General features: G+C 70.8%; 26 protein-coding genes. 11 read left to right on the top strand and 15 right to left on the bottom strand.

From position 1 onward, the window contains the following. Position 1: 1 nt before the first annotated feature. On the bottom strand, positions 2–418 hold the full coding sequence (locus tag HNR67_RS32750) for a nitroreductase family deazaflavin-dependent oxidoreductase (protein WP_185006141.1): 417 nt from the start codon (positions 416–418) through the stop codon (positions 2–4). 81 nt (positions 419–499) lie between these two features. Between HNR67_RS32750 and HNR67_RS32745 the strand changes: the two genes are divergently transcribed. Next, positions 500–1,123 (top strand): TetR/AcrR family transcriptional regulator C-terminal domain-containing protein, encoded by a 624-nt coding sequence (locus HNR67_RS32745; RefSeq protein WP_185006139.1) that lies wholly within the window; start codon positions 500–502, stop codon positions 1,121–1,123. On the opposite strand, the gene HNR67_RS32740 is transcribed toward HNR67_RS32745, so the two are convergent. The 4 genes from HNR67_RS32740 to HNR67_RS32725 are packed head-to-tail and all read right to left on the bottom strand — an operon-like array spanning position 1,120 to position 5,646. Beyond that, on the bottom strand, positions 1,120–1,419 hold the full coding sequence (locus HNR67_RS32740; protein WP_185006137.1) for a hypothetical protein: 300 nt from the start codon (positions 1,417–1,419) through the stop codon (positions 1,120–1,122). The two genes, HNR67_RS32745 and HNR67_RS32740, sit on opposite strands and share 4 nt — an antisense overlap. A gap of 49 nt (positions 1,420–1,468) precedes the next feature. Beyond that, the gene (locus tag HNR67_RS32735) at positions 1,469–3,736 is read right to left on the bottom strand and encodes a tetratricopeptide repeat protein (protein WP_185006135.1); all 2,268 of its coding nucleotides are present in this window, start codon (positions 3,734–3,736) and stop codon (positions 1,469–1,471) included. Further along, complete coding sequence (locus HNR67_RS32730) at positions 3,729–5,207, bottom strand: carbon-nitrogen hydrolase family protein (protein ID WP_185006133.1); 1,479 nt, start codon at positions 5,205–5,207, stop codon at positions 3,729–3,731. Before HNR67_RS32730 ends, HNR67_RS32735 begins: the two co-directional genes overlap by 8 nt. After that, positions 5,188–5,646 carry a DUF4760 domain-containing protein gene (locus HNR67_RS32725; RefSeq protein WP_185006131.1) on the bottom strand — a complete coding sequence of 153 codons (459 nt, stop codon included), beginning with the start codon at positions 5,644–5,646 and terminating at the stop codon, positions 5,188–5,190. The genes HNR67_RS32730 and HNR67_RS32725 overlap by 20 nt, the downstream gene beginning before the upstream one ends. Before the next feature lie 148 nt (positions 5,647–5,794). Between HNR67_RS32725 and HNR67_RS32720 the strand changes: the two genes are divergently transcribed. Continuing rightward, positions 5,795–7,312, top strand: a complete 1,518-nt coding sequence (locus tag HNR67_RS32720; RefSeq protein ID WP_185006129.1) for an alpha/beta hydrolase — start codon at positions 5,795–5,797, stop codon at positions 7,310–7,312. Here the strand turns inward: HNR67_RS32720 and HNR67_RS32715 are convergent. Then, the gene (locus HNR67_RS32715) at positions 7,287–7,793 is read right to left on the bottom strand and encodes a 2'-5' RNA ligase family protein (protein WP_312988525.1); all 507 of its coding nucleotides are present in this window, start codon (positions 7,791–7,793) and stop codon (positions 7,287–7,289) included. The two genes, HNR67_RS32720 and HNR67_RS32715, sit on opposite strands and share 26 nt — an antisense overlap. Before the next feature lie 74 nt (positions 7,794–7,867). On the opposite strand from HNR67_RS32715, the gene HNR67_RS32710 reads away from it, so the two are divergent. After that, positions 7,868–9,670, top strand: coding sequence for an acyltransferase family protein (locus HNR67_RS32710; RefSeq protein ID WP_185006127.1), 1,803 nt, complete (start codon positions 7,868–7,870; stop codon positions 9,668–9,670). Here the strand turns inward: HNR67_RS32710 and HNR67_RS32705 are convergent. Genes HNR67_RS32705 through HNR67_RS32695 form a run of 3 tightly spaced genes read right to left on the bottom strand, consistent with a single transcriptional unit; the run spans position 9,667 to position 12,196 of the window. Then, complete coding sequence (locus tag HNR67_RS32705; protein ID WP_185006125.1) at positions 9,667–10,143, bottom strand: hypothetical protein; 477 nt, start codon at positions 10,141–10,143, stop codon at positions 9,667–9,669. The genes HNR67_RS32710 and HNR67_RS32705 overlap by 4 nt on opposite strands. Next, positions 10,140–11,492 carry a sensor histidine kinase gene (locus HNR67_RS32700; protein ID WP_246492649.1) on the bottom strand — a complete coding sequence of 451 codons (1,353 nt, stop codon included), beginning with the start codon at positions 11,490–11,492 and terminating at the stop codon, positions 10,140–10,142. The genes HNR67_RS32705 and HNR67_RS32700 overlap by 4 nt, the downstream gene beginning before the upstream one ends. Before the next feature lie 29 nt (positions 11,493–11,521). Next, on the bottom strand, positions 11,522–12,196 hold the full coding sequence (locus HNR67_RS32695; protein WP_185006120.1) for a response regulator transcription factor: 675 nt from the start codon (positions 12,194–12,196) through the stop codon (positions 11,522–11,524). Positions 12,197–12,360: 164 nt separating this feature from the next. On the opposite strand from HNR67_RS32695, the gene HNR67_RS32690 reads away from it, so the two are divergent. Next, on the top strand, positions 12,361–13,275 hold the full coding sequence (locus HNR67_RS32690; protein WP_185006118.1) for a hypothetical protein: 915 nt from the start codon (positions 12,361–12,363) through the stop codon (positions 13,273–13,275). A gap of 982 nt (positions 13,276–14,257) precedes the next feature. Here HNR67_RS32690 and HNR67_RS43915 read toward each other — a convergent pair. Continuing rightward, positions 14,258–14,725, bottom strand: coding sequence for a hypothetical protein (locus tag HNR67_RS43915; RefSeq protein WP_312989663.1), 468 nt, complete (start codon positions 14,723–14,725; stop codon positions 14,258–14,260). Between the two features lie 106 nt (positions 14,726–14,831). On the opposite strand from HNR67_RS43915, the gene HNR67_RS32675 reads away from it, so the two are divergent. Further along, the gene (locus HNR67_RS32675) at positions 14,832–15,653 is read left to right on the top strand and encodes a helix-turn-helix domain-containing protein (protein WP_312989662.1); all 822 of its coding nucleotides are present in this window, start codon (positions 14,832–14,834) and stop codon (positions 15,651–15,653) included. A 65-nt stretch (positions 15,654–15,718) separates the two neighbouring features. Then, positions 15,719–16,300: a dihydrofolate reductase family protein gene (locus HNR67_RS32670; protein ID WP_185006116.1), complete on the top strand. Its 582-nt coding sequence runs from the start codon at positions 15,719–15,721 to the stop codon at positions 16,298–16,300. 553 nt (positions 16,301–16,853) lie between these two features. On the opposite strand, the gene HNR67_RS32665 is transcribed toward HNR67_RS32670, so the two are convergent. From HNR67_RS32665 to HNR67_RS32655, 3 genes are read right to left on the bottom strand one after another with little or no spacing between them, the layout of a single operon-like run. After that, entirely contained in the window at positions 16,854–17,642 is a 789-nt protein-coding gene (locus HNR67_RS32665) for an ABC transporter ATP-binding protein (RefSeq protein ID WP_312988522.1), read from the bottom strand. A 5-nt stretch (positions 17,643–17,647) separates the two neighbouring features. Further along, entirely contained in the window at positions 17,648–18,646 is a 999-nt protein-coding gene (locus HNR67_RS32660; protein ID WP_185006112.1) for an ABC transporter substrate-binding protein, read from the bottom strand. Between the two features lie 17 nt (positions 18,647–18,663). Next, positions 18,664–19,476: an ABC transporter permease gene (locus HNR67_RS32655; RefSeq protein WP_185006110.1), complete on the bottom strand. Its 813-nt coding sequence runs from the start codon at positions 19,474–19,476 to the stop codon at positions 18,664–18,666. 130 nt (positions 19,477–19,606) lie between these two features. Between HNR67_RS32655 and HNR67_RS32650 the strand changes: the two genes are divergently transcribed. Genes HNR67_RS32650 through HNR67_RS32640 form a run of 3 tightly spaced genes read left to right on the top strand, consistent with a single transcriptional unit; the run spans position 19,607 to position 22,173 of the window. After that, positions 19,607–20,761 carry a mandelate racemase/muconate lactonizing enzyme family protein gene (locus HNR67_RS32650; protein ID WP_185006108.1) on the top strand — a complete coding sequence of 385 codons (1,155 nt, stop codon included), beginning with the start codon at positions 19,607–19,609 and terminating at the stop codon, positions 20,759–20,761. 42 nt (positions 20,762–20,803) lie between these two features. Continuing rightward, positions 20,804–21,328 carry a DinB family protein gene (locus HNR67_RS32645; protein ID WP_185011370.1) on the top strand — a complete coding sequence of 175 codons (525 nt, stop codon included), beginning with the start codon at positions 20,804–20,806 and terminating at the stop codon, positions 21,326–21,328. Positions 21,329–21,342: 14 nt separating this feature from the next. Beyond that, positions 21,343–22,173, top strand: coding sequence for a class I SAM-dependent methyltransferase (locus HNR67_RS32640; protein WP_246492648.1), 831 nt, complete (start codon positions 21,343–21,345; stop codon positions 22,171–22,173). Between the two features lie 4 nt (positions 22,174–22,177). Here HNR67_RS32640 and HNR67_RS32635 read toward each other — a convergent pair whose 3' ends face one another. Next, positions 22,178–22,912: a hypothetical protein gene (locus HNR67_RS32635; protein ID WP_185006106.1), complete on the bottom strand. Its 735-nt coding sequence runs from the start codon at positions 22,910–22,912 to the stop codon at positions 22,178–22,180. A gap of 212 nt (positions 22,913–23,124) precedes the next feature. On the opposite strand from HNR67_RS32635, the gene HNR67_RS45200 reads away from it, so the two are divergent. Next, on the top strand, positions 23,125–23,658 hold the full coding sequence (locus HNR67_RS45200) for an excalibur calcium-binding domain-containing protein (protein WP_312988517.1): 534 nt from the start codon (positions 23,125–23,127) through the stop codon (positions 23,656–23,658). A gap of 89 nt (positions 23,659–23,747) precedes the next feature. Beyond that, on the top strand, positions 23,748–24,959 hold the full coding sequence (locus HNR67_RS32625) for a styrene monooxygenase/indole monooxygenase family protein (RefSeq protein WP_185006104.1): 1,212 nt from the start codon (positions 23,748–23,750) through the stop codon (positions 24,957–24,959). Here HNR67_RS32625 and HNR67_RS45945 read toward each other — a convergent pair. After that, entirely contained in the window at positions 24,936–25,889 is a 954-nt protein-coding gene (locus HNR67_RS45945) for a helix-turn-helix domain-containing protein (RefSeq protein ID WP_185006102.1), read from the bottom strand. The genes HNR67_RS32625 and HNR67_RS45945 overlap by 24 nt on opposite strands. Positions 25,890–25,955: the final 66 nt, after the last annotated feature.

Raw genomic sequence — 25,955 nt, 5'->3', positions numbered from 1 at the left:
CTCACTCGCCGATCGGCGTGAGCCGGACCAGCGGGAACGGCCGGTCGGTGAGCTGCTCGTACTTCAGGATGTCCGGCCAGTACGCCACCATCCGCGGGTAGAGCCGGTCCCGCTCGGCGCTGCCGGGCCGCAACACGGTCGGCCGGACCCGCAGCGTGCGCTCGCCGACCTCGACGCCTGCCTGCCCGGCGGCCTCGAGGTTGGCCACCCACGCCGGTTCCCGCTCCGCGCCCCCGGCCGAGCCGATCAGCACCAGGTCCGCGCCGTCGGCCAGGTAGAGCAACGGGTTGATCCTGGCCTGCCCGCTGCGCCGCCCGACGTGGTGCAGCAGCAGGACGTGCACCCCGGCGAAGAACCCGCCGACCACGCCCTTGCTGGCCCGGAACTCCGCGATCACCTGCTCGTTGAACTCGCTCATCCACCCCTCCTGAACGCTGTCTAGTAATCACTGAACACCATTCAGTTGTAGGCTGCGGTGGACCGGGTGTCAAGGAGAGCTGTGAAGATCAATCTGGAGTCCATCGCGCGCACCGCGCTCGAACTGCTGGACGAGTCCGGCCTGGACGGCCTGACCATGCGCCTGGTCGCCACCAGGCTGAACGTGCACACCTCGGCGCTGTACTGGCACGTCAAGAACAAGCAGCAACTGCTGGACGTGCTGGCCAACACGATCTTCGCCACCGCCGCCGAGGGCCTGGAGGCCCCGCGCGCGGGCGTGGACTGGCAACAGTGGCTCGGCGACTGGGCCCGCAGACTGCGCCAGGCCATGCTGGCCCACCAGGACGGCGCCAAGGTCTTCGCCGGCAGCAACATCACCGAACCCGCCGTCTTCCGCGCCACCGAACTCGCCCTGCGCACCCTGCAGGACGCCGGCTTCCCGGTCCGCCAGGCCGCCCGCGGCGTCGCCGCCCTGCTGCACTACACCGTCGGCTTCACCATCGAGGAACAGTTCCACCTGGGGGCGAGTCCGGATGGGGTGCCGCAGGGAGTGGACGGGGCGCGGTTTCCGTTGACGGCGCAGGCGTATCAGGACGACAACCTGTTCGACACCGACACGGATGACTGTTTCGAGTACGGGCTGACGGTGATCCTGGCGGGGATGAACGTGACCCGCGCGAGTTAGGGAGTTCCCGTCCCCGCTTCGCGGAAGGCCCGCTCGGCCGTCACCACCAGCTCACCCAGTTCGGTGTTGAACGGCCAGGAATCCGTCACGACCCGGCCCATGCCGGGATAATGGTTCCCGGTCGGCCGGTTCGCCTCCAGGTGCGTCAGCATCTGGCGCAACATTCGCTGGAAGCCGTCGAGCTGGGACTCGCTGCCCACCGTGCCCCGGCCCGACCGCCACCGGTCCAGTTCGGCCTCGACCGCGGTCAGCGCGGCCCGCACCGCGGTGACCGCCGACTCCGGATGACCGGTCACGACACCTCCCTGGCGGTTTTCGAGGACGCGGTCGCACCCCAAGTGGATCCTAGGTCGCCCGAGGCCCCGGCTTCCCCCGATCCGCGAACAACCGCGCCAACGTCGTGGTCAAATGCCGCACCGGCAACGTCGTATGCTCCAACCGCCGCACCGCCGCCAGCAACTGACTCAACCCGTCCTCATGCGCCAAACAGGTCCGCAGGATGTTCTGCACCTCCTGCCGCGCCCGCGAATCCCGGTGCACCGAGGAACTGATCGCCGGATCCAGCGAGTCCAGCAACCGCTGCCTGCTGTACGGGAACCGGCACAGCGGCACCGCCAGCAACGCGTCGGTGGCCAGCACCAGCACATACGGATCCACAGTGGACGGTCGAAGCCCCGCATTCGGCTGCCCCACGGTGAGTTCCCGCGGCCGGTGCAGGATCCAGGCCAGCAGGTCCGCGTTGCGCACCGGGACCCTGGCCGGGCGGAACAGGGCGCCGGGGGTTCGCGTCGTGCTCTGGTACAGGGCGTCGGAGATGATCAGGGCCAGGTCGGCTCGGTCGCGGCGCTGGGATTCGTGCAGGGCGGGGGCGTCGGCCATGCCGAAGGTCTCGCGGACGGCGGGGCTGGTGACGCCGCGGTCGTCGACCCGGACCGGGCCCGCGTGCATGGCCACCCGCAGCCGCAACTGGTCAATGGGCAACAGGTTCGCGTTGACCGCGCGGAGTTCGCGGGAGAGGTTGTCCGGCACCATGGCCACCAGTTGTTCCCGGGAGACCTGGGGGGACAACAGCAGCAGCACGCCGTCGCCGTAGCTCTCGGTGGCGCAGTCCGCCCAGGGGATGTGGCTGCGGGTGACCGCGTTCTTCAGTGCCTCGTACATCCTGCGCCGCACCGTGATCCGCGCCCGGTCCGCGCTGTCGGCGGTGGAGTTGGTGTGCACCACCAGCATCACCCTGGGCACCACCACGCTCACCCGGCTGCACAGCATGTCGGCCAGTCCGGACAGCAACGCCTTGGTGCGCTGGGTGTCCGGGTGGTCCTCGCCGCGCACCCGCAGCTGCGCGGCGAGCACCTCCTGGTAGGTCTGTTGCGCCAGCACCAGTTTGCCCTGCTGGGTCAGTGCGGTGGCCAGGTTGTTGCGGCAGTCCAGGGTGTCCGGGTGATCGGCGCCCAGCACCCGCAGCTGATCGGTGAGCAGCGCGGTGTACGCGGCTTCCGCCTCGGCCAGTTTCCCTTGCTGGGCAAGCACGTTGGCCAGGTTGTTGCGACTGGCCAGGGTGTCCGGGTGGTCCGCGCCGAGCACCCTGGGCAGATCGGCCAGCAGTGCGGTGTAGGTCTGTTCGGCCGCGGCCAGTTCGCCTTGCTGGGCCAGGATGTTGGCCAGGTTGTTGCGGGTGGCCAGGGTGTCCGGGTGTTCCGGGCCCAGCAGCACGCGGCGCCGGTCGGCGACCTGGCGGAACACCTCGGCCGCCTCGGCCAGTTTCGCGCTGTCCCGCAACGCGTCCGCCTCGTCCTGCAACACATTCGCCAGGTTGGACAGCACCGCCAGGGCGTCGTCGGAATCCGGCAGGATGCCGTCGGCGGCCCGGCGCAGGATCGCCTCCGCCTCGGTCAGGTCCGCCGGATCGGCCAGCCTGCTGTGCCGCGCGCGCAGGGCCGCGCCCAGGTTGGACAGCCTGCGCAGCCGGCCCGGGTGTTCCGGCGAGGTGGCCGCGGTGGCCTGACGCAGCACCGCGATCGCCTCGTCCAGGGAGTCCAGGTCGCCGGTGCGCTCGTAGTGCAGCCGCAGCGAGGCACCCAGGTTGGCCAGCAGCGCCGAGCGGTCCCGGTCGTCGTCGGGCGCGCAGCGCAACGCCTGCCGCTGCCTGCGCACCGCGTGCTGCAGGTCCCGCTCGTCGAAGGTGTGCTCATGCCGCTGCCGCAACGCGTTGCCCAGGTTGGACAGATGCCCGCTGAGATCGCGATCGTCCGGTTCGAGCAGGCCGAGCACCTGGTTCAGCGTGCTGATCGCCCGGTCCAGCACGTGCAGGTCGCGGGTCACCTCATACTCGATCTGCAGCGAATGACTCAGCAGCGACAACCACTCCCGGGTCCGCGCCGGATCGTCCACAGTGGACTCGGCAAGGTCCAGGGTCAGCGCGGCGGCCTCCCTGGCCGCGGTCAGCGCGGCCACCCGCTGCCCGGTGCGCGCCTGATGCCCGCCCAGCCGCAGCAACGCCAGCGCCAGCGCGGCCCTGGTCTCCACGCCGTCGCCACCCGGCCCGGCCAGCCGCGCACGCAGCCGCCGGACCTGGCCGGCCAGCCTGGTCTCCTGTGCGGTCGACTCACTCATCGCCGGCTCCCCGATCGGTCTTGGTCGGCAGGCTGCGGAGGAATTCCCTTGCCAGGTCGGGATCGTGGATCTCCCAGCTCTCCGAGCGGGTGCCGTCCCGCGCGGTGGAGCGGGTGTACTTGAGCAGACTCGGCCGCTCCGGCTCGGCCGCCGGGGCCTGCCGCGGCACCGGTACCACCACCAGCTCGGGCGGATCCGCCGCCGCGAACTGTTCGGCCAGCCGCTGGTAGGTGTCCCTGGCCGTGCCGAAACTGCCCGCGCAGGCGGCTTCCAGCTCGCGCAGCATGGACACGATGTAGCGGGCCTGGCGGCCGCGGATGGCCGACTGCCCGCCGCCGGTGACCGCGATGTGCGTGCACAGCAGGTCGTGCAGTTCCTTGTCCGGGTCGAAACCCTGGGCCAGGTAGAGGTCGTAGGCCTCCAGTGCCTGGGCCAGCGGACCGGCCCCGGCCAGCCGGGCGCGCAGCTCGCTCACCTGGGCCCGCAACGCCTTTCCCGGGGTGGTCGCGGTCAGCTCGGCCAGTTCGGCGAGCACCGCCAGCTCGGCCGCGTCGGCCGCGCCGATGATCTGGGCCCGCAACGCCAGGCTGTTCTCCGGATTGGCCAGCGCGGTCGGCCGCTGCGGATACCGGTCGTACTCGACCAGGATCACCGCCTGGAACCCCTTGCCGATCGGCTGCACACCCAGCCGGTTGACCAGCGGACCGTCCAGCGCGGGCACGATGATCTGCGAGCCGCCGTGGCAGGCCGCGTTGGCCAGCAGCCGCACGTGATCGCGCGGCGCGTCCGGCTGGAACGGCAGCATGGTGGGGGAATTGGCGGGCACGCACACGATGTCGGCGCGCTGCACGGTCGCGTTGCTCTCCCACAGCAGGTAGTCCTTGCACACCGCGACCGCCAGCCGCACCTGCCGCCCGCGCAGGGTCAGCTCCACGATCCGCACGCCCTCGCCCTCGCGCGCGTTCTCCCCGTCGGCCAGGGACAGTTTGGTGACCAGGTGCACGCTGCCGTCGTGGATGAGCACGGAGACGTTGCGGTGCACCAGGTTCCCGGCCTGCCAGTCCGATTCGGCCAGTGCGACCAGCTCGGCCGCCTCCTCGATGGTGCGCACATAACCCAGCCCGGCCACCACCACCCTGCCGACGGAGAACTCGCGCAGGGTGGCCAGACAGCCCAGCGGCACCAGGTACTCCGGCAGGACCACCACATCGGCGGATTGCCGGTCCAGGAAGGACATCAGCTCGGTCAGGCTGGAGCGGGTGGCCGAAGTGGACAGTTCCTGGATTCCGTTGTAGACGGTGGGGTGGGCGCGACTGAACAGGTGCGCCGCGGACAGCTCACCCGGTCCGGCCCCGGCCTCGTAGAGGGGTTCGGCGGGCAGCCACAGGCTTTCCGCGGTGCGCGCGTGCGGCAGCCCGTCCAGCTGCACCACGCACAACCGGAGCCTGCGGTCAGTCCCGGGATTCGACATGCGCACCCTCCCGTAGTTGCCCGGCCAGTGATTCGGCGAAGGGATAGGGCCGGAACCCGCGCAGCGCCTCGACCCGGTCGATGTAGGGCCGGGCCGCCGCGATCACGCCCGCGTAGGAGCGGCCCATGCTGCGCCGCACCATCCGCCGGTCCACGTAGCCGCCGGCACAGGCGATCGCGATCGAGTTGAGCACCGCGAGGGTGTACCCGATCCGGTCCAGGCTGTCCCGGTCCAGCTCGGCCAGTTCCTCGGCCGAACGTCCGGCCACCCGCTGGTGCAGGAGCCGCCGCCCGGCCCGCACCTCCGCGGACAGGTACCGCTCGTGCAGGTCGAAGAAGGCCCGCAACCGATCCGCCCTGGTGGACCGCCGGAAGCCCCAGAACGCGACCAGCAACGCCACCACCGGGGACAACAGGGACAGCCAGACACTCAGAGCCATTGCCCACCTCAGCGACGTCGGTTCAGGACATCCCGCTGTCGGGCAGGCGGCGACGGGTGTTACGCACAGTGACTAACCCGTGACCCGGAACCGGACTTCTCGGTAGACTGAAGCGGGTGACGGGGGTTGCGACGCAGGGGGGATCGACATGCCGCGTGTTCGACGATGGGTGGCGCTCGCGCTCGGGGTCCTGGCGGGTGCGGGCCTGGTCACCGCGCCTGCCGGGGCCGGGCCGGCGACCGCGACGATCAGCTGGGGGGACTGCGCCGGGTTCGTCGGCGCGCCGGCCGGGGTGGCCATCGAGTGCGCCCGGCTCAGCGTGCCGAGGGACTACGCGCGGCCGTGGGCGGAGCGGATCGGCATCGCGGTCAGCCGGATCAGGGCGACCGATCCGGCCCGCCGCCGTGGCGTCCTGCTCACCAACCCGGGTGGTCCTGGCGCGGACGGCACCTTCACCTGGACCACGCTCTGGCCGGGGTTCCCGGAACTGGCGGCGAGCTACGACCTGATCGGCTTCGCCCCGCGCGGCACGGTCAACGGCACCCCGATCGACTGCGGCGGCCCGGTCGGCCCGCGCACCCCGGACCGGCCGTACACGCCGGAGCGGGACCTGGCCGCCAACTGCGCGGTAGGTTCCGGCGCGCTGCTGCGGCACATCAGCACCGAGAACACCGCGCGGGACATGGACCAGATCCGCCGCGCCCTCGGCGAGCGCCGGATCAACTACTGGGGCGCCTCCTACGGCACCTACCTCGGCGGGGTGTACGCGACGCTGTTCCCGCGAACGCTGGACCGGGCGGTGCTGGACTCCGCGATCCACCCCGACCGGGTCTGGCGCCCCAGCCGGTTCACCCAGGCCGAGGCGAAAGAACTACGCACCAACGAGATGTTCGACGACATCGTGAGCAGGCACGCCACCAACGGCCTCGGCGGCACCAGGTCCGAACTGCTGGCCACCTGGACCCGGCTGCGGAAGTGGTTGCGGGACAACCCGATCGCCGATCCGAAGCAGCCCGGCCGGTTCGCCACCGGCGACACCCTGTTCAGCGCCACCGGGTTCTACGTCAGCTACCGGCGCACGTGGGGTGTGGTGGAGCGGGTGCTGGTCGAGCTGAACCGGGACCGCACCGGCAACCTCCTGCTGGAGGCCACCCGGCCCTTCGGCGCGGAACTGCCCAGCGGCGGCGGCGAGCACCGGCCGGTGAACCTGACCTCGGTGTTCCTCGCCGTGACCTGTGGCGAGGACCGCTGGCCGCGTGATCCCGCGGTCTACGAACGGGACGCGGCCGAGCTGGAGCGCCGGTTCCCGATCAACGGCCGGTACTTCATGCTCGCCGACCTGCCCTGCGCGTTCTGGCCGCACCGGTCCAGCCCGCAGGTCCGGATCGCCGACCGCGGCCTGGCTACCGCCCCGCTGGTGCTCCAGTCCCACCGCGATCCGGCCACCCCGTACCAGGGCGGCGTGGTCATGGCCGGGCGGTTGCACGGGCGGCTGCTCAGCGTCGCGGGCGGCGAGCACGGCCCGTCGATGAACGGCAATCCCTGCGCGGTGGCCGCGGTGACCGGCTACCTGCTGGACGGCCGGTTGCCACCGGCAGGCGCCGAATGCGCGGAGACAGCGGCTGCCCCGGGCCTTCCGCTCAGCCCGGACCGAACGGCGCGCTGAGGCGCACCTGCCAGCCGCGCACGGTCCGCTCCACCAGCTCCAGCCCGGTCGCGCCGACCCGGATCGGCAGCAACGCACGCACCCGCTCGCCGATCCGGTCCGCCTCGGCCGCACTCGCCCCCAGCGCCACGGTGAGATGGGTTGGCGGCCGCTCGCCGAACCGCCCGTCATAGGGCCGCAACCAGGGCCAGCGCCGCCCGGCCCGGTCCGCCAGCTCCTGCGCCCCTGGCGCCGAAACGGCCAGAAAGCCTGGCCTGGCAACAACTTCGGCCAGGGTGAGGTCCAGCGGCGAGGTGTCCGCGGCCAGCGAGCGGACGGCGTCGATCAGGTCCTCGGCGAACGGCACGAACGGGTAGCTGACGGTGACGTGCGCGGGCAGGCCGGGCCGGACCGTGGCCGGGTTGACCGCGCGGGCCGCCGCCAGCAGCGGCTCGGCGGCCGGGGCGAGGATCAGCAACGCGGTGGTTCCCAGGGCAGCCACCGGGCCATTGTGCCGCGACAGGACTGCGACACGACGGAGATCCAGGCGGGGAACTGGGCGCGTTGGCTCGGGGCATGACCAACCTACTGTCGGCGCGCCCGGCCGCCGAGCCGGACGCGCGGCCGCGGCTGCCCGCGCTGGACGGGCTGCGCGGCCTGGCCGTGGCCGGGGTGCTGCTCTTCCACGCGGGCCACCTCAGCGGCGGATTCCTCGGCGTTGACCTGTTCTTCGTGCTCTCCGGCTACCTGATCACCGACCTGCTGCTGCGTGATCACACCCGCTCGCTGACCGTGTTCTGGGGCCGCCGGATCCGCCGCTTGTGGCCAGCACTGGCCGTGCTGCTGCCCGGTGTCACCCTGCTGACCTGGGCGTTCGGCTCACCCGAACTGCTGCGCACCGCGCTGGCGGACGGTCCGTGGGTGCAGCTCAACCTGGCGAACTGGCACCTGCTGGCCGAATCGGCCGGGTACTGGGACCGGTTCGGGCCGGGCCGGGTGTTCGGGCACCTGTGGAGCGTGGCGGTCGAGGAGCAGTTCTACCTGCTGTGGCCGCTGGTCGTCTTCGGCCTGCGCCGCCAGCGCGCGGTGGCCCTGGCCGCCGGACTGGGCGCGCTGGCCTCGCTGGGCCTGATGCTGGTGCTGACCGATCCGGACCGGGTCTACACCGGCACCGACACCCGCGCCTTCGCCCTGCTGCTCGGCGCGCTGGCCGCCACCGAACCGGTGCGCGAGTGGGTGAAGCGGACCCTGCCGTCCTGGACCGCGGTGCCGCTGGCCCTCGGCCTGGCCCTGGCCTGGCTGCTGGTCGACGGCGAGAAGTCGCCGATGTTGTTCCAGGGCGGCCTTTTCGCGCTGTCGCTGGCCGCCGCACTGCTCATCCTGCTGGCCCCCGGCTCGGTGCTGGACCGCGGCCTGTGCTGGCAGCCGTTGCGCGGACTGGGCCTGGTCTCCTACGGCCTCTACCTGTGGCACTGGCCGGTGTTCCTGTTGCTGTCCAAGGAGAAAACCGGCCTGGACGGCTGGTTGTGGACGGTGCTCGTCTGCGCCGTCTCGCTGGGACTGGCCGTGCTGTCCAAGGTTCTCGTCGAGGATCCGATCCGCTACCGGGCGGCCTGGGCCCGCGGTCGCACCGGCCTGGCGGCGTTCGCGGCGAGCCTGGTCGTGGTCGCGCTGACCTGGATCGTGCTGCCCCGCCCGGCCACCGCCGCGATCGACACCAGCGCGCTCGGCGGTCGCCCCGCGGTGTCGGCCAACGGCCCCAAGGTGTCCAAGGTGCTGTTCATGGGCGACTCCATCGCCGAAGGACTGGCCTTGCCGCTGACGGCCGCGGCCAAGGCGAGCGGCCTGACGCTGAAGTCGATGGCCGCCGCCGGTGGCGGTGGGGTGGTCGGCCCGCTGGCCGAGTCCACCTGGGCCGAACTGCCCCGCGTGCTCACCGAGTTCCGCCCGGATGTGGTGGTGTACCAGGTGACCACCTACGACTGGGGCAGCCAGGCCGAACAGCGCGCCGGGTACCAGCGCCTGGTGCGCGAGGCCGGCGGGGCCAAGGTGGTGTTCGTGACCATGCCGCCGATCCGCCCCGACGACTTCTACGCCGAGCACATGGCCGAGTTGGGGCGCACCACCGCCGCGGTCAAGGAGGCCGGGGGAGAGGTGCTGGACAGCCGCGAGGTCTGGGGCGAGACGTACCAGCGGGAGCGGGACGGCCGGATCGAGCGCAGCTCCGACGGCATCCACACCTGCCCGGCCGGCGCGGCCCGGTTCACCGCCTGGCTGCTCGACGGCCTGGCCGCGCGGTATTCCGGGATCGCCAGGGTGTCACCGGATACCTGGGCCAACACCGGCTGGGCCGCGGACAAGCGGTTCCACGGCTGCTAGTTCGCCGGACAGGTGCGTGGACCGTGCGGATCGGCGCCGGGATGGGTGAAGCTCAGCTGCACCCTGGTCGTCGCCGATCCGCCGCTCTGCACGTGCACACCCAGCGCGGTGCAGACCACCTGGTCCACCCCGCGGTCGGTCACTTCGTCGCGGGTCAGCGGCAGGGTGAGGGTGATCAGGCCCGGCTCAGTGCTCGCGTACACCCTGGTCGTGCCGCTGACGGCGATCTCGGTGTGCAGCGCGGGCGCCGCGCCGCCGGGACCGGTGAGCAGCAGCGACACCGCCTCGCCGATCGAGCCGAGATTGCCGGTGTGGCGCTCGTCGGGGCGCAACCGGCCCTGGGCGTCCACGAAGTACAGCGTGACAGTGGGGGAGACCCCGGTCGGCGCGTCGCCACCATCCTCCACAGTGGACGGTGGGATGGCACATCCGGCGGCCAGCAAAACCAGTGCCGCCAAGCCGATCCGCCTCATGTCGCCTCCCTGGGCAGCACCAGGCGGAAGCACGCGCCGCCACCCTGCCGGTTCGCCGCGGTGAGTTCGCCGCCGTGCAGCCGGGCGTTCGCCCGCGCGATGGCCAGTCCCAGCCCACTGCCCTCGGCGCCGGAGCGGGCCGCGTCGGCCTTGTAGAACCGGTCGAACACGTGCGGCAGCACCGATTCCGGCAGTCCGGGTCCCCGGTCGGTCACCTCGATCTCGATCCGTTCGGCCTCGGCGCGCAGCGTCACCGTGACCGGTGGCCCACCGTGCCGCAACGCGTTGCCGACCAGATTGGCCAGGATCACGTCCAGCCGCCGCCGGTCCAATCGCGCCGGAACCGGCTCGGGCAGCTCGGTGCGCACCCGGTCGAGCCAGCCACGGGCGCGCAGGCAGTCCCGGATCGCCCCACCCACCTCGACCGGCTCGACCCGGAGTTGCGCCATGCCCGCGTCGAACCGGGACACCTCCATCAACTCCTCGACCAGCCGGACCAGCCGCTGGGTCGCGGCCACCGCCAGCTCCGCCGATTCCCGTTCCGCCGGACCGAGTTCGGCACTGCTGCCCTGCAGGATCTCGCTGACCGCCGCGAGGGTGCTCAACGGCGTGCGCAACTCATGCGAGACATCGGCGACGAACCGGCGTGCGTCCGCCTCCAACCGCCGCAGTTCGGCCACGGTGTGCTGCAACGACCCCGCCATCTCGTTGACCGTGCCCGCAAGCTCGGCCAGTTCGTCCTTGCCCCGTACCGGCAACCGCGCGTCCAGGTCCCCGGCGGCCAGCCTGCGCGCGGTGTCCCGCACCCGCCGCACCGGCCGCAGCACCCCACCCGCCGCCAGCAACGCGACCAGTACCGCCAACGGCAACGCGATCGCACTCGTCCGCGCCGCGGCCATCGTCAGTTCGTCAAGCTGTGCCTGGGTGCCTGCCAGATCCCGCACCGCGTACACCTCGATACCCGAGGGCATCCGCCGCCCGTCCACCCCCGTGATCATGACCGGCGTGCCGATCAGCAACCGCGGCCCATCCATATCAACCCGTTGCCACACAAGCCGATTGCGCTCCCGCACCCCGCCGCGCAACGCTTCCGCCGCCCGCTCCGCCCCGGCCCCGGCCCGCTGGTCCACAAAGGACACCACCGTGTTGTCCCCCACCGCCGCCCGCAACCGCTCCAGGACACCCTGATCCGGCGGGAAACTCACCTGAGCCGCCACCGCCGCGATCCGCGCGGTCAGCTCCCCGGTCAGCCGCTGCTGCGCCTCACCCAGCAGCGCAGCCCGCGCCGACCCCGCGCTTGCCCACGTCGCCGCCACCGCCCCCAACCCGGTGACCAGCACAAACGCCATCACCAACCGGGTACGCAGACTCCGCCGCCTCATCCGGGGCCGAACCGGTAACCAAAGCCGCGCACGGTCTGCACGTGCTCCGGCACCCGCGCCGAGTCCTCGATCTTGGCCCGCAGCCGCTGCACGCAGTTGTCCACCAGCCGCGAGTCGCCGAGATAGTCGTGCTCCCACACCAGTTCCAGCAACTGCTGCCGGCTGAACACCCGCCCCGGCGCCCGAGCCAGCGTCAGCAGCAGTCGGAACTCCGTCGGCGTCAACGCCACCGGCGCCCCGGCCAGCGACACCGTCGCCGCCACCGGATTGATCACCAACTCACCACTGCCCAGCACCCCGTCCGGCTCCACCCCGACCCGCCGCAGAACAGCCCGGATCCGCGCATCCAGCACCGTCGGCTGCGCAGGCTTGATCACATAGTCATCCGCACCGGCCGCCAGCCCATGCACCACATCGAAGTCATCACTCCGCGCCGTCAGCATGATCACCGGCACTGCCCCCGAGTCCCGGATCCGCCGACACACCTCGAACCCGTCGATCCCCGGCAGCATCACGTCCAGCACCACGATGTCCGGCGGCGCCCCGGCCAGTTCCCGCAACCCCGTCTCGCCATCCTCGGCGGTGCGGACCTCGTGGCCGTGCCGGGTCAACGCGAGCTGCAGCCCACGCCGGACCAACGGATCATCCTCGATGAGCAGAATCGCGGCCACCCGGCCAGTATGCGGCGATCACCGGACCGGGGCACGCCCGACAGCCGGCTGCGACACAACTACGACACACCACCGTCCACAATGCCCGAACCAACCTGGCCAAGCGGCGCGGGCCACCCGCTGCTAGCCTGCGCCGCAGCAGGACACGATCTGGGGGACGGGTCATGGGGAACTCGAAGGCCGTGTCGGCCATGCTGGCCGTCACGCTGTTGACCGTGGGTGCGTGCGGCGGCCAGAGCACACCGGCGCCAACCAGCACCACCACCAGCGCCGCACCGGTCGCGCTGACCATGGAGCAGTACCAGGCCGCGCTCAATGAGCTGGTGGACGTGGTCCGCCCACTGGCCGAGCGAGTCGTCGCGGTGAACACATTGGCGGAACTGAACATCGCCCGCGCCGCCCTGGGCGACACCCTGATGAAGCAGAACATCAAGTTCCGCGACCTGACCCCACCCCCAGGCATCCGCAACCTGCACAAACGCTTCGACATGTACTTCCTGGGCCTGAGCGCGCTGACCGTGCCCCTGCAGATCAGCGACCGCCCCACGGAGTGCGGCACCCTCGTCGCCGAGGACCTGTTCGTGCGCAACTCCAAGGTCAGCACGATCATCGAACTCCGCCGCGACAACCAGCGCGAGTTCCCAGCCGACCTCACCAAGGCAGGCCTGAAGTTCTCTGGCCTCCCCCTGCCACCCGAACCCGCCGCCGCGCCCAACCGCCGAGCAGGCAACGGCGAGGTGGTACACCGCACCGGAGCCAAGGGCGGCGGAACCCTGGCGGTGACCAACAACGGCAAGCAGGACGTGGCGGTCTCCGCCGTGGTCGGCGAACCAACCGACCCACGAGCCACCATCTACGTGCGGGCCGGCGCCAGCGCCACACTGAACGGACTGCCCAGCGGGACCTACGGCGTCTACTACAAGACCGGCGTGGACTGGGACGCCGGTCGGCGGGGCTTCACCAGGGACTGTGGCTTCGCCAAGTTCCTGCAGGGCTTCCAGGGCAACCGGAGCTGGCAGATCACGCTGACCCCCGCAGGCGACGGCAACTCACCGATCACCAAGATCCCGGCCTTCTAAGCCCGACCCACCCGGCCGAGCCAGGCCGCCCGGCGTGGCCAGTTGCGCCGTCGGCTGGCTTATTTTCTCTGGCGGCACGATTATTTCAGTGTCAATCGAAATGAATCGTCGAGGGCGAAGAGCAAAGAGCGAAACTCAGCCGAGATGGGAAGGAGGCGGGGGAGACCCGCTGCCGCGTGAGCAGGCCCGCGCGGGAATGCCTGGCCAGCGCGCCTCAGCACCGGACCGCGCCGCCAGTCGCCCGACCGACCGTTCGGTAGATGTGCGAACGTCTCATCACGCGTGCCGACCGACCATTCGGTAGGCACGCAGGTTCCCTGCTCGGCAAGCCGACCGACCATTCGGTAGGCACGCGAACTTGCAGCTCCGGAGGCCGACCGGCCGTTTGGTAGGCGTGCGAACTTGCCATCGCATAAGGCGACCGACTGTTCGGCAGGCGTGCGGCCATGCTGCGTGTGAGACGACCGACTGTTCGGGAGGTGTGCGGCCATGCCATCGGGCAAGGCGACCGACCGTTCGGTAGGCGTGTGGACATCCTGCCTGTAAGGCGACTGACCGTTCGGTAGGTGCGTTGACTCGCGCCTGCACAAGCTGATCGACCGCTCGGTAGGCGTGGGGAGGCACCCTCCGGCAAGGCGACTGACCACTCGATAGGCGCGCAGACCCGCACTCGCACCAGCCAACCGACCGTTCGGTAGATGTGCTGACGTGCCATCACGCGTGCCGACCGACCATTCGGTAGGTGCGCAGAGCTTGGCGGTTAACCGGTTCGGCGGGGCTTGGCGCCTTCTTGAGATGGGTGGGTCGGATGCATGGCTCGCCTGTGGCGAGGACTCGCCGACGTCGTGGCGAGCGACGGGATGCCGGGTTTTCGAGCTGGCGGGCCGTCCAGGGTCTGGCCGCGATGGTTTCGGTGCACGGGCTGGTGATGGGTTGCGACCCGGATGTTCCGGAACCCACGGCGGACCCTGGCGGGGCGAGTCTATTGAGTGGCAACGGTTTCTCCCCCGGGCGACGCAGGTCCACGGCCAAGGACCGGGCCAGCCGGAGTTGTGTGTGGGAGCCAGTGGTCGGCAGCTTCGGGATCGCGTGGCTTGGGCGCGGTCCATCCGAGGATTGTTTGTGCTGGATGTCGAATCGGCGCAGGAACGCGTGCCGGCAGCGGTCGACGCCTGCCGCACAGGGCTGGAGCCGGATGGCATCGGGCAGTGTGGTCCACGAGGTGCGGCCGGTTTCCGGCGCGGCCACGATCGAGTAAGGCCAGCAGGTGCTCATCCTTGCCCCGATCACAGGTGTGGCAGCACGAGCGAGCCGGGCAGGAAACGCCGCCTGGCCGCAGCCACGGTGACACCTCGACGGCGAGGGTAAACCGGCCATCAGCGGCGCGGGGCAGCGACAAACCCGCGAGTGCAGTCCGCAGCCGGGCGAAATCGATCCGGCCACATTGCACCACGTCGTAGCGAGCACCAGGTCCGCGCCGAGGCTCGGGCGCCGTGTCCCCGCGCGCGATGCGGCGGGGCGTCGGCGATGCTGTGCGGGTGGAGTACGTGTCCAGAGTGCCGCGACCGCCGCTGGACGGGCTGATCGACGACCTCTACTACCTGGAGGGTGCCTCGCCCTACGCCCGGCTGACGCTGCCGCCGTCGCCATCGGCACTGCTCATCGTCAATCTCGGGGCGCCGTTCCGCATCCGTGCCGGTGCCGACATCGAGACGGCCGAGTACGCCGACGGCTGCGTGGTCACCGTGCCCACCCGCGTGGTGGAGTTCGGCTACCCACTCCGGACCCGGTCCGTCGGCGTGCACTTCAAGCCGTGGGGGCTGGCGCCGTTCCTGCCGATGCCCGCGGCCGAGCTGTGTGACCGGCCGGTGACGGTAGAGCAGGTGTGGGGCCGGCCTGCCGTTGCCGAGTTGCGGGACCGGCTGGCCACGGCGCCCGGACCGCACGAGATGCTGACGCTGCTCGAGGAGGAGCTGATGCGACGGCTGTGCGGGACCACTGGCCTGGGACTGGTCCGCCATACGAGCAACGTCATCGCGGCGACCAGCGGGGCGGTGGCGATCGGCGACCTGAGTGTGGCGGCCGGTGTCAGCAGCACTCATCTGGCACAGCGGTTCAAGGAGCTGATCGGCGTCACGCCGAAGCGGCTGGCCCGCGCCTACCGCTTCACCGCCACCGTGTTCGCGATCAACCCCGCCGGACCGGTCGACTGGGGCGAGCTTGCCAGTGGCGCGGGCTACTTCGACCAGGCCCACTTCGGCCACGAGTTCCGGGAGTTCACCGGGCTCACGCCGACCCGGTACCTCGAAGTCCGGCGGCGGTTCCTGCGCGAACATCCAGGCCACACGCTGGATGGCTGGCCGCTGCCCGCCGATTGATTTCTTACAAGAGCGACAGCTCACGACACGCTAATTTGGGGCACCCCAAAGCAGAGGAGAGTCCCGTGGACAAGGTGGTCATGTACGCCTCGGTGTCGGTGGACGGTTTCATCGCGGACGAGAATGACCAGCCCGGACCGCTGTTCGACTGGTTGACCAGCGGTGACGTCCCGTTGGACGACAGCGGCGTGCTGAAGGTGTCGCAGGCCTCCTACGACCACACCCGGGCGTACTGGGGCCAGATCGGGGTGACGATCGCCGGCCGCCACGTCTTCGACATCACGGACGGCTGGGATGGGAAGCCGCCGAGCGGGATCGACCACGTGGTCGTCGTGACACACCGGCCTGCGCCCGAGGGCTGGGACCCCGAGGCGCCGTTCCACTTCGTCGACGGCATCGAGGCGGCCGTGGCCAAGGCGCAGGAGCTTGCGGGCGACCGGATTGTCGAGGTCGCCGCCGGTGAGGTCGGTGGTCAGGTGCTTGCCGCGGGTCTGGTCGACGAGGTGCGCATGGACGTCGTGCCCGTGGTGTTCGGGTCCGGCAAGCGCTTCTTCGGGTCGGTCGCCGCGCAGCACCTGTTGGCGGAACCTGACGTGGTGATTCAGGGCAACCGGGTGCTTCACCTGCGCTATCAGGTGCGCCGTTGACCGGTCTGAGCGGGTACGCGAAGAGGCTCGCTGCCGACGGTGACACAAGATCGGACCTGCGACTGCGGTTGCGGTGGTGCGGGCCGGAGACCGTTTCTCGGTTGGTGTGAAGTCATGGCCAGACGGGGACTCGAAACGAGGTCGAACGCAAAGCTGAGTCCTTGTCCCGCAGGCCGACCGACCGTTCGGTAGGCGTGCGAACTTGCCGTCGGGTAAGGCGACCGACCATTCGGTAGGCGGATGGTCCGCATTGCGTAAGGCGACTGACCGTTTGGTTGGCGCGCGGACCCGCCACCGCACAGGCCGACCGACCGTTCGGACGAAGTGCCGATCCGCCAACACGCGTGCCGACCGGCCGTTCGGTTGGTGTGCGCAATCGCTGTTCCGCAGGCCGACCGACCGTTCGGTAGAAGTGCGGTCCCGCCGACATGCGTGCCGACTGACCGTTCGCTTGGTGTACGCAGTCGTTGTTTTGCAGGCCGACCGGCCATTCGGTTGGCGTGCGAACCCGTCATCCCGCAAGCCGACCAACCATTCGGTAGGCCCGCGGAACTCACTCCGCCGCCGTAGCCGCCCCCAGCAACTCCCGGATCCGCCCCGTCACCGCCGCGAACCCAGGCAACCCCATCGTCTCCGCATACCCCCGCCGCTCCGGCAACCCCACCGGAATGATCTCCGCAACCCGCCCCGGCCGCGCCGTCAACACCACCACCCGGTTCGCCAGGTAAGCCGACTCCGCGATCGAGTGCGTCACCAGCAACACCGTCGTGCCGGTCTCCCGCCAGATCCGGTGCAGTTCCACGTTCATCTGTTCCCGGGTCAGGGCGTCCAGTGCGCCGAAGGGCTCGTCCATCAGCAGCACCCGTGGCCGGTGCAACAACGCCCGGCACAGTGCCACCCGTTGTTGCATCCCGCCGGACAGCTCGTGTGGCAGAGCATCGGCGAAGCCGCTCAGGCCGGTCAGCTCGATCAGCTCATCCGCGCGTTGCCGGGCCTCGGCCGTTGGCATGCCGCGCATTTCCGCCTGGAGCAGGATGTTGCGTCTGGCCGAGCGCCAGTCCAGCAGGGCGGCTCGTTGGAAGACGTAGCCGATGTCGTGTCTGGGGCCTCGGACCTGTTCGCCGAGTAGGCGGACCGTGCCGGTGGACGGGGAAAGCAGGCCCGCCACCAGTTTCAGCAGGGTGGACTTGCCGCAGCCGGAGGGGCCGACGATGCTGACGAACTCGCCCGGTTCGACGTCAAGGGACACCTCCTCGACCGCGGTCACCGCGAGTTTGCGGGCGCGGAATCGGACGCTGACCGCGTCCAGCTGCACGGCGTGGCTGGTGCGGGTGGTGATCACCCGGCTCATCCCTTGCCCGCCACGGTGTGCGCCCAGTAGGTCGACGGGTCCTTCGCCGCGGCCAGGACTCCGGTGCGGACGAACACCTCGATGGTGGCCTTCCAATCCGCCTCGGTGTTCACCCCGGGCGCCAGGTCGCGGGTGGACTTGGTGCGTAGCAGGGCGCGGGTGGTGGTGAACTGGTCGAGGACCACGGCGGGTGGCGGGAGTTGTTCGGCCGCGCCTTGCATGGACTCGACCGCGGCGGCCGGGTTCTTCTCCGCCTCCGCCCATGCCTCGGTGGTGGCCGCGACCATGCGCTTGGCCAGGTCCGGGTCCTTGTCCAGCAGGGCGGTGGAGGTGAGCAGGCCGTCGCTGTAGTAGTTCAGGCCGAAATCGGCGAAACGTAGGTAGGACACGGGTTTCTTCGCCTTGTCCTGGATGGTGGGGCCCTGGTCGTTGGCGTTGCCGACCAGTGAGTCGGCCCGGTCGGCGATCACCGCGGCGATCTTGCCGGCGGGGTCGATGTTCTGGATCCGCACATCCGTCTCGGTCATGCCGTTCTGCTTGAGGAAGGCGCCGAAGGTCTTGGACAGCGCGTCGCCCGCGGTCAGCGCGACGGTGCGGCCCTTGAGATCGCTCGGCTTGCTGAAACCCTTGTCCCCGAAGAACTGCACCGAGGCGGGGGTGGTCTGCAGGTACACACCAAGGCTTTTCACCGGGACGCCGGAGTCGACGGCGGTGAGCAGTGAGGCGGTGTCGGCCCAGCCGAACTCGGTCTGGCCGCCGCCGACCGCCTGCACGGTCTTGCCGGAGCCTTGGCCCGCCTGGATTTTCAGGTTGATCCCGTGTTTGCGGAAGATCCCCTGCTTGAGCCCGTGGTAGAACGGCGCGTGCTCGCCGTAGGGGTACCAGTTCAGCGTCAGGGTGATCTGCTTGCCCGGATCGGGTGCGCCACCACCGGTGCACGCGGTGGCGGTGACTAACAACAACGCGGTGAGCAGGAGTCGACCGGTGGTCCTCATGGGCGGTGGCCTTTCGACTAGAGGGTGGTCACGGTCGTGGCGCGGCGGCTGACGTGCCAGGGCAGCAGCAGTGCCTCGGCGGCCTCCAGCAGGACGAACAGCACGACGCCGATCATCGACATCAGGATCAGGCCGGCGAACAGTATTGGCGTGTCGAGGTTTCCGTTGGCCTGCAGGATCACGTAGCCCAGGCCCTCGTTGGCGCCGACGAACTCGCCGACCACCGCGCCGGTCACCGCCAGCGTCACCGCGACCTTCAGTCCGGCGAACAACTGTGGCAGCGCGGCCGGGAAGCGGATCTTGACGAAGGTCTTGACCGCTCCGCCGCCCATGGTGGCGGCCAGTTCCAGCATTTCCGCGCTGACCGACTTCAGCCCGGTCACCATGGGGATCACCACCGGGAAGAACGCGATCAGCACCGCCACCAGTACCTTGGGCTCCAGGCCGAAACCCAGCCACACCACGAACAGCGGTGCGATCGCGATCTTGGGAATCACCTGGGCGAACAACAGGATCGGGTAGAGCGTGCGTTCCACGGTCGGCGAGTAGACCATCACCACCGCGGCCAGCACGCCCAGCACCGCGGCGATCAGGAAGCCCAGCAGGGTCTCGTAGCTGGTGACCCAGGTGTGCTCGCCGAGGTAGGACCACTTGGCGGCGAAGACCGACAGCGTCGCGCCGGGGGAGGGCACCAGGTAGGGCGCGACCAGCCCGGTTGCGGTGATCAGCTGCCAGGCCAGCAGGGCGGCGGCCAGCAGCGCGACCGGTCGCCAGGAGCGGTCCAGCCATCGGCGGGCGCGGCTGGCGCCGGTGGATTCGCGCTCGGTCATCGGATCCCCGTTCTCCGGTGGAAAGCGCCGTACACTTCAGCACTGTCCAGTCGGAAAGCGCTTTCCGAATCGCGTTGGGTCAGTACGCTAGAGCCGTCGTCCAACACGGTCAAGAGGGAGAGGAAGCCCGATGACGTTGTCCGGCCTCACGATCGAGCGGGTCGAGACCTTCGCGGTGGCGCTGCCGACCCTGCGCGACTTCGGGGTGGCCGGTGGCGCGGTGGCGGTGGCCGGGCGGCCCAGCATCCGGATCCTGGTCAAGGTCAGCGCGGACGGGATGTGCGGCTGGGGCGAGGCCACCCCGATCCCGGCCTGGACCTACGAGACCGCCGAATCCATCGTCACCACCATCGACCGCTACCTCGCCCCGGCCATCCTGGGCCGCCCGGCCTGGGACCTGGACGGGGTGACCGCGGTGTTCGACCGAGTGATCAACCGCGGCTTCTCCATCGGCGCGCCACTGGCCAAGGCCGCGGTGGACATCGCCCTGCACGACCTGCTCGGCCACGCCCTGGGTGTGCCGCTGGGCGTGCTGTGGGGTCAGCGCCGCATCGAGCAGGTCCAGCTGGCCTGGGTGCTCTCCGGCCAGACCCCGGCCGAGGTGGCCGATTCGGTGGCCGAGGGCCTGGCCGCGGGCTACCGGGCGTTCAAGGTCAAGATCGGTCTGCACGCCGAGCGCACCGATCTGGCCGTGGTCGCCGCCGCCCGTGCGGCCGCCCCGGACGCGCCGCTGTGGGTGGACGCCAACCAGGCCTACGCCGTGGACAGCGCGCTCCGGCTGGCCCGTGAACTGCATGGGCTGGGCGTCACCGAGTTCGAACAACCCTTGCCCGCCAACGACATCGGCGGGCTGCGCCGGTTGCGGGTGCTCAGTCCGCTGCCGATCGCGCTGGATGAGAGCCTGCGTCACCCCACCGACCTGGCCACCTTCATCCGTCTAGACGCGGTAGACGTGGCCATCGCCAAGGTCCAGCGCACCGGCGGCCTCACCCTGTCCCGCCGCCTGTGCCAGCTCGCCCAGGACAGCGGGGTGCGGCTGATGGGCTCCGGCCTGACCGACTCCGACCTGGGCCTGGCCGCCGCACTGCACCTCTTCGCCGCGCACGGCATCTCCGGCCCGGTCGACCTCAACGGCAGGCAGTTCATCGACTCCGTCTACGCCGGCGAGACAACGGTGCAGGTCAGCGATGGCGTCGCCCAGGTGCCGACCGGGCCGGGGCTGGGTGTGGAAGTGGATGAGGCCGAGGTGCGAAAACGAGCTGTGGACGTGCTCGCCGCCCCGTAGGGTCGGCTCGTGAGCACCGCCAGCCCGCGCCGCCGTGCGGAGATGTTCGTCCCCGCCGACCGCGACCCGCGGCTGGCCGCCCCGGCCACCGGCCCCGAACGCGAGGTGCTGCTCGGCATCCTGGACGGCCAGCGCGCCACCCTGGAACTCAAGTGCGCCGGCCTGGACCGCGCGCTCGCCGACCGATCGGTAGGGCCGTCCACACTGTCCCTGCTCGGCCTCATCCGGCACCTGGCCGAGGTGGAACGCCGCTGGTTCCGCCGGGTGCTGGCCGGTCAGGACGTGCCGCCGCTGTACGTCACGCCGGACCGGCCGGACGCCGATTTCGACGGCGCCACAGCCGATCCGGCGGTCATCGCGGCGGCCTGGGCGGACTGGCGGGCCGAGGTCGCCTTCGCCGGGCAGTTCGTCGCGGCGGCGGCCAGCCTGGACGTCGAGGGCGTGGACAGCTGGCGCGGCCCGGTGTCGCTGCGCTGGGTGCTCATCCACCTGGTCGAGGAGTACGCCCGGCACAACGGACACGCCGACCTCCTGCGGGAGCGGATCGATGGCGCGATCGGCGTCTGAAATGGAGCACTGAGTTGCGAGTCGACCCGTCCAACACCGAACAGCTCAAAGCCTGGGACGGCGGCCAGGGCGAGTTCTGGACCCGGCGCGCCGACCGCTTCGACGCGGGCGTGGCCCGCTACCGGGAGCACTTCTTTGCCGCGGCCGCGATCGAGCCCGATTCCACCGTCCTGGACGTCGGTTGCGGCGCCGGTCAGGTCACCAGGGACGCCGCCCGCCAGGCGAAATCAGGACTGGCGCTCGGCGTCGACCTGTCCGCGCCCATGCTCGCGCTGGCCAGGGAACTCGCCGGCCGGGAGAACCTGCCCAACGCGGTGTTCGGCCAGCTCGACGCCCAGGTGCACCCCTTCACCGAGCACGCCTTCGACCGGGTGGTCAGCAGGCACGGCGCGATGTTCTTCGGCGACGCCCCCGCCGCCTTCGCCAACCTGGCCCGCGCCCTGCGTCCCGGCGGCCTGCTCACCCTGCTGAGCTGGCAGCCCATGCCGCGCAACGAGTGGATGCGTGTCTTCCGCACCGCCTTCGCCAACGGCGTAGAGCCCACGGTGCCGCCGCCCACCGCGGGCGGGCTCACCGATCCGGACCTGACCAGGGACCTGCTGAGCACCGCCGGATTCACCGATATCGAGGTGGACCCGGTCAGCGAGCAGATGTGGTTCGGCCGCGATGTCCCGGACGCGCTGGAGTTCATCACCGAGCAGTTCGGCTGGATCATGCGCGAGCAGGACCCGGACACCCAGGCCCGGATCGTCGAGGGGGTGCGGGCGGACCTGGCCGCGCACCTGACCGAGGACGGCGTGCGCTACGGCTCGGCCGCCTACCTGGTGCGCGCCCGCCGCCCCTGACCCCTCACCAGCGCCAGGCGTACCGCAGCTCGGCCCGCCACTCCTTGAGTTCGGCGGGCCAGCCGCGGTCGTAGGTCTGGTGGATCCGGAATCCCATGCCCTGGCCCAGCGCGATGTGCTGATCCCGTTCCAGCGACAGGGAGAACGGCACACCCTTGTCGTCGTACCAGCGCTCGTGCTGGCGGATGCAGGTCTGGTTGCCGAGGAAGCTGTTGGCGCACGGCGCTGGCGGGTACCAGATCTGCTCGTGCCGGAAGTTCACCACCGCGCCGTTCGCGCCGACCTTGATGGTGCCGGTGGCGGAGAGGCAGTAGGCGGTGGTCGGGATGGTCCAGCGCACGTAGTGCTGTCTACCGCCACTGGACGGAAGTGGCCGCATGTCGGCGCAGTTGGCGTCACCCATGGACTCCGCGGTCACCCGCTGGGTGTTGAAGTTGCTGTTGGTGTGGTCGAAGTAGCCGTTGACCAGCAGCCAGTCCCCGTCCCTGACGAAGTGCTCGCCGTACCCGGGCGGCCACTCCTTCGGGTGACCCCAGGCGATCTCGGACTCGGTCCTGTCCGCGTTGAGCGGTTTCCAGGCCCACTGGCTGGCCACCACACCCTCGGTCCAGAGCTGTCCCGCGGAACGCTCGAAGACCAGCGCGTAGTCGCCGTAGTCGGGCGGGGCCACCGCGCCCGCGGTGGGGAGCGGTAGTGCCAGTGCGATGGCCAGGGTGACGGCGGCCAGGCGGCGGATCACGTGTCGAACCTCCGGTGCTCGGATGTGCCGCAGGCACGATCCCACAGTGATCGACCCCGGCGGGCGGGTTCGCCAGGAGACGCCCCGCCCGCAGGGCTACCTACCGATCGGTCGGGCCCGGTGTCGCCAACGCGACGATCTCCGGCCCGGACCGTAACGCCGCGTGGTGGCAGTCGCGTAAACGCAAGTGGCCGTGGGTGGTGGGGCTGGTCGTGCTTGGGTTGGCGATCATCGGTGGCCTGACCGGCGGCCGGACCGAGACGGCCCCCGGCACCTCGGTGACGGTGTCCGCGGTGGCCGAGACCCCGGCCGGGGTGATCGTGCCGCCGGGGGTGATCGGCAAGGACCCCAAGGAGGCCAAGGCCGAGCTGGCGGCGCTGGGGTTCCGGGATGTGCGGGTGGAGTCCGTCGACGGGCGGCAGGTGATCGTGGAGACCAACTGGCGGGTGGTGTCGGTGACCAGCATGGGCACCTCGGTGGCCACCACCACCCGGCTGGTGCTGCGAGTGGACAAATCCCAGCCCAGCACCACCACCGAGGCCCCGCCGCCACCGCCGCCGCCCACCACCCGCAGCCAGGAACCGCCGCCCGCGCCGGAACCGACCCGGCAGACGAAACCGGCGCAGGTGAGCTACAAGAACTGTGACGAGGTCAAGAGCAAGGGCGCGGCGCCCCTGCATCGCGGCGAACCCGGGTACGGCAAGCACCTCGACCGGGATGGTGACGGAGTGGCCTGCGAGAAGTAGTCGGCCATCGGGGCGGAGATCGTGGCGCGAGTGGGCAGAGATGATCCACTCGCGGGCGAGGCGGTCAGGCCGGGTGTTGACTCGGGGGCATGCGGCGGATCGTGATCATCGGGGCCGGGCAGGCCGGTTTGGTGCTGGGGCTGGGATTGCTGCGGCACGGGTACGCGGTGACCGTGGTCGCCGAGCGGGCCGCGGCCGAGGTCCTGGCCGGCCGGCTGGTCTCCAACCAGTGCGTGTTCCACCCCGCCCTGGTCCGCGAGCGCGAACTCGGCATCAACTTCTGGGACGAGCGCGCGATCCCGGTGGAGACCGTCTCCTTCACCGCGCCCGGCATGTCCTGGCAGGCGCCGCTGGATCAGCCGGCGCAGTCGGTTGACCAGCGGGTCAAGGTCGCGGACTGGATGACGGAGTTCGCCCGGCGCGGTGGTGAACTCCGGTTGCACCGGGTCACCCCGGACGATCTGGAGCCGTACGCGCGGGAGTTCGACCTGGTGGTGGTCGCGGCGGGCCGCGGGCCGCAGTTCGACCGGCTGTTCCCGCGCAACCCTGAATTCTCGCCGCATACCCAGCCTCAGCGCAGTATCGGCGTGCTGTACGTGCGGGGTGGCACGCCGCCGCCCGGACTCAGCTTCGCGCTCGGCCCGCACGGCGAGTGCTTCGGGCTGCCGATCCTCTCCGTGGACGGGCCGGTCTACGGCGCCGGGATCTTCGCGGTGCCCGGCGGACCCCTGGACCGCTGGGACGACATCGCCGACGTGGACGCGCACCTGGTCCGCGCCCAGCAGTTGATGCGGGAGCATTTTCCTTGGCAGGGCGGCATTCTGGACGGCACCGAGCCCGCTGGTCCGCTGGAGTTCCTGCACGGCGGGATCACCCCGGTGGTCCGCCAGCCCGTCGGCACACTGCCCTCGGGCGCGCTGGTACTGGCCATGGGGGATGCCGCGGTCACCAACGACCCGCTGTCCGGGCAGGGCGCCAACATGGCCGCGCACGCCGCCCGCAGCTACGAGGAAGCCATTGTGGCGCAAGGGGATCGGCCGTTCGACGCGGAGTTCATGCACGGGGCGTTCGCCCGGTACTGGGCGCGGGCCGCGCACGCCACCCGGTTCAGCCTGGACCTGCTCGACCCGCCGCCGGCGCACATCATGTCCACTTTGGACACCGCGCAGCGGGTGCCCGAGGTGGCGCACCGGTTCGCCCAGCTCTTCGCCAACCCGGTCGACTACACCGGCTGGCTCACCGAGGAGACCGCCGCGCTCGACTATCTCGCCGCCGCCTCAGCCCGCGCCGCCGACCAGTAGCGCCTCGGCCAGCGCGGTGCGCGCGCTCAGCACCCCCTTGCCCACCCGGTGACTGGCCACCAATCCCGCGCCGCGCAAGGCGTTGAGGTGCTGGGACACCGCGCCTGCTGACATCCCGGTGCGGCGGGCCAGCTCCGTGGTGGAGGTGGGTGCGGTCATCTCGGTCAGCAGTCTCGCCCGGGAGCGGCCGAGGACCGCGCCCAGGTTCTCCGTTGGGCCGGCAGGGGTTTCCCACAGTGCCGCGACGCCGCGGGCCGGGTAGGCGAGCTGCGGGGCCTCGCCCGCGGAGATGCTGAGCACCGAGGGCCAGACGAAGACCGAGGGGATCAGCACCAGGCCGGGGCCGTCGGTGACGTTCGGGGCCTGGCAGTGGTTGTTGGCCACGGTCAGCTCCGCACCGTCCCAGCGCACCGACTCGTGCAGGTCGTTGAGCAGCGCGCCGATGCCCTGCTCGGCCAGCACCCGCGCGCCACGGAAGACCTCCCGGTCCAGCAGCGCCCGGATCCGCGGCCAGTCCGGCGCCAGCGCCTGCTGCCAGTACCCGGTGATCTCCGCGGCCAGCCTGGTCAGTCCGGCGGCCGGATCATCGTGCAGCGCAAGGATTTCCGGGGTCCTCGGGATGCCGGACAGGTCCAGGTGCGCGCGCACCAGCTCGGGCGGGGTGGCGGTCAGTGCGGCCAGTTCGGTGGCCAGGTCCGGGGTGTGCGGCGGCGGGGTGAGGAAGTCCGGGATGTAGTGCGGTGCGGCCGGGACCAGTTGCCACAGCAGGGAGTCCGTTGGCGGACCCGCGGTGCGCGCGAGCCAGGAGGCGTGCAGCACCCGGCCCTCGCCGCCGCGTCGCATCCGCAGCCCGGCCATGACCTCCCACAGACAGGACACGGACAGTCGCACCCTGGCCACACCCTGTGCGGCGAACTCGATCGCGACCACCGGACCTGCCCATCGTTTTAGCTGAGGCGAAAAAGATAGGCAGGTGCCCGCCTGGCACACAAGCTG

Source organism: Crossiella cryophila, from assembly GCF_014204915.1.
GTDB lineage: Bacteria > Actinomycetota > Actinomycetes > Mycobacteriales > Pseudonocardiaceae > Crossiella > Crossiella cryophila.
The sequence above is the reverse complement of the archived record's forward strand: the minus strand, read 5'-3'. Positions and strand labels throughout refer to the sequence as shown.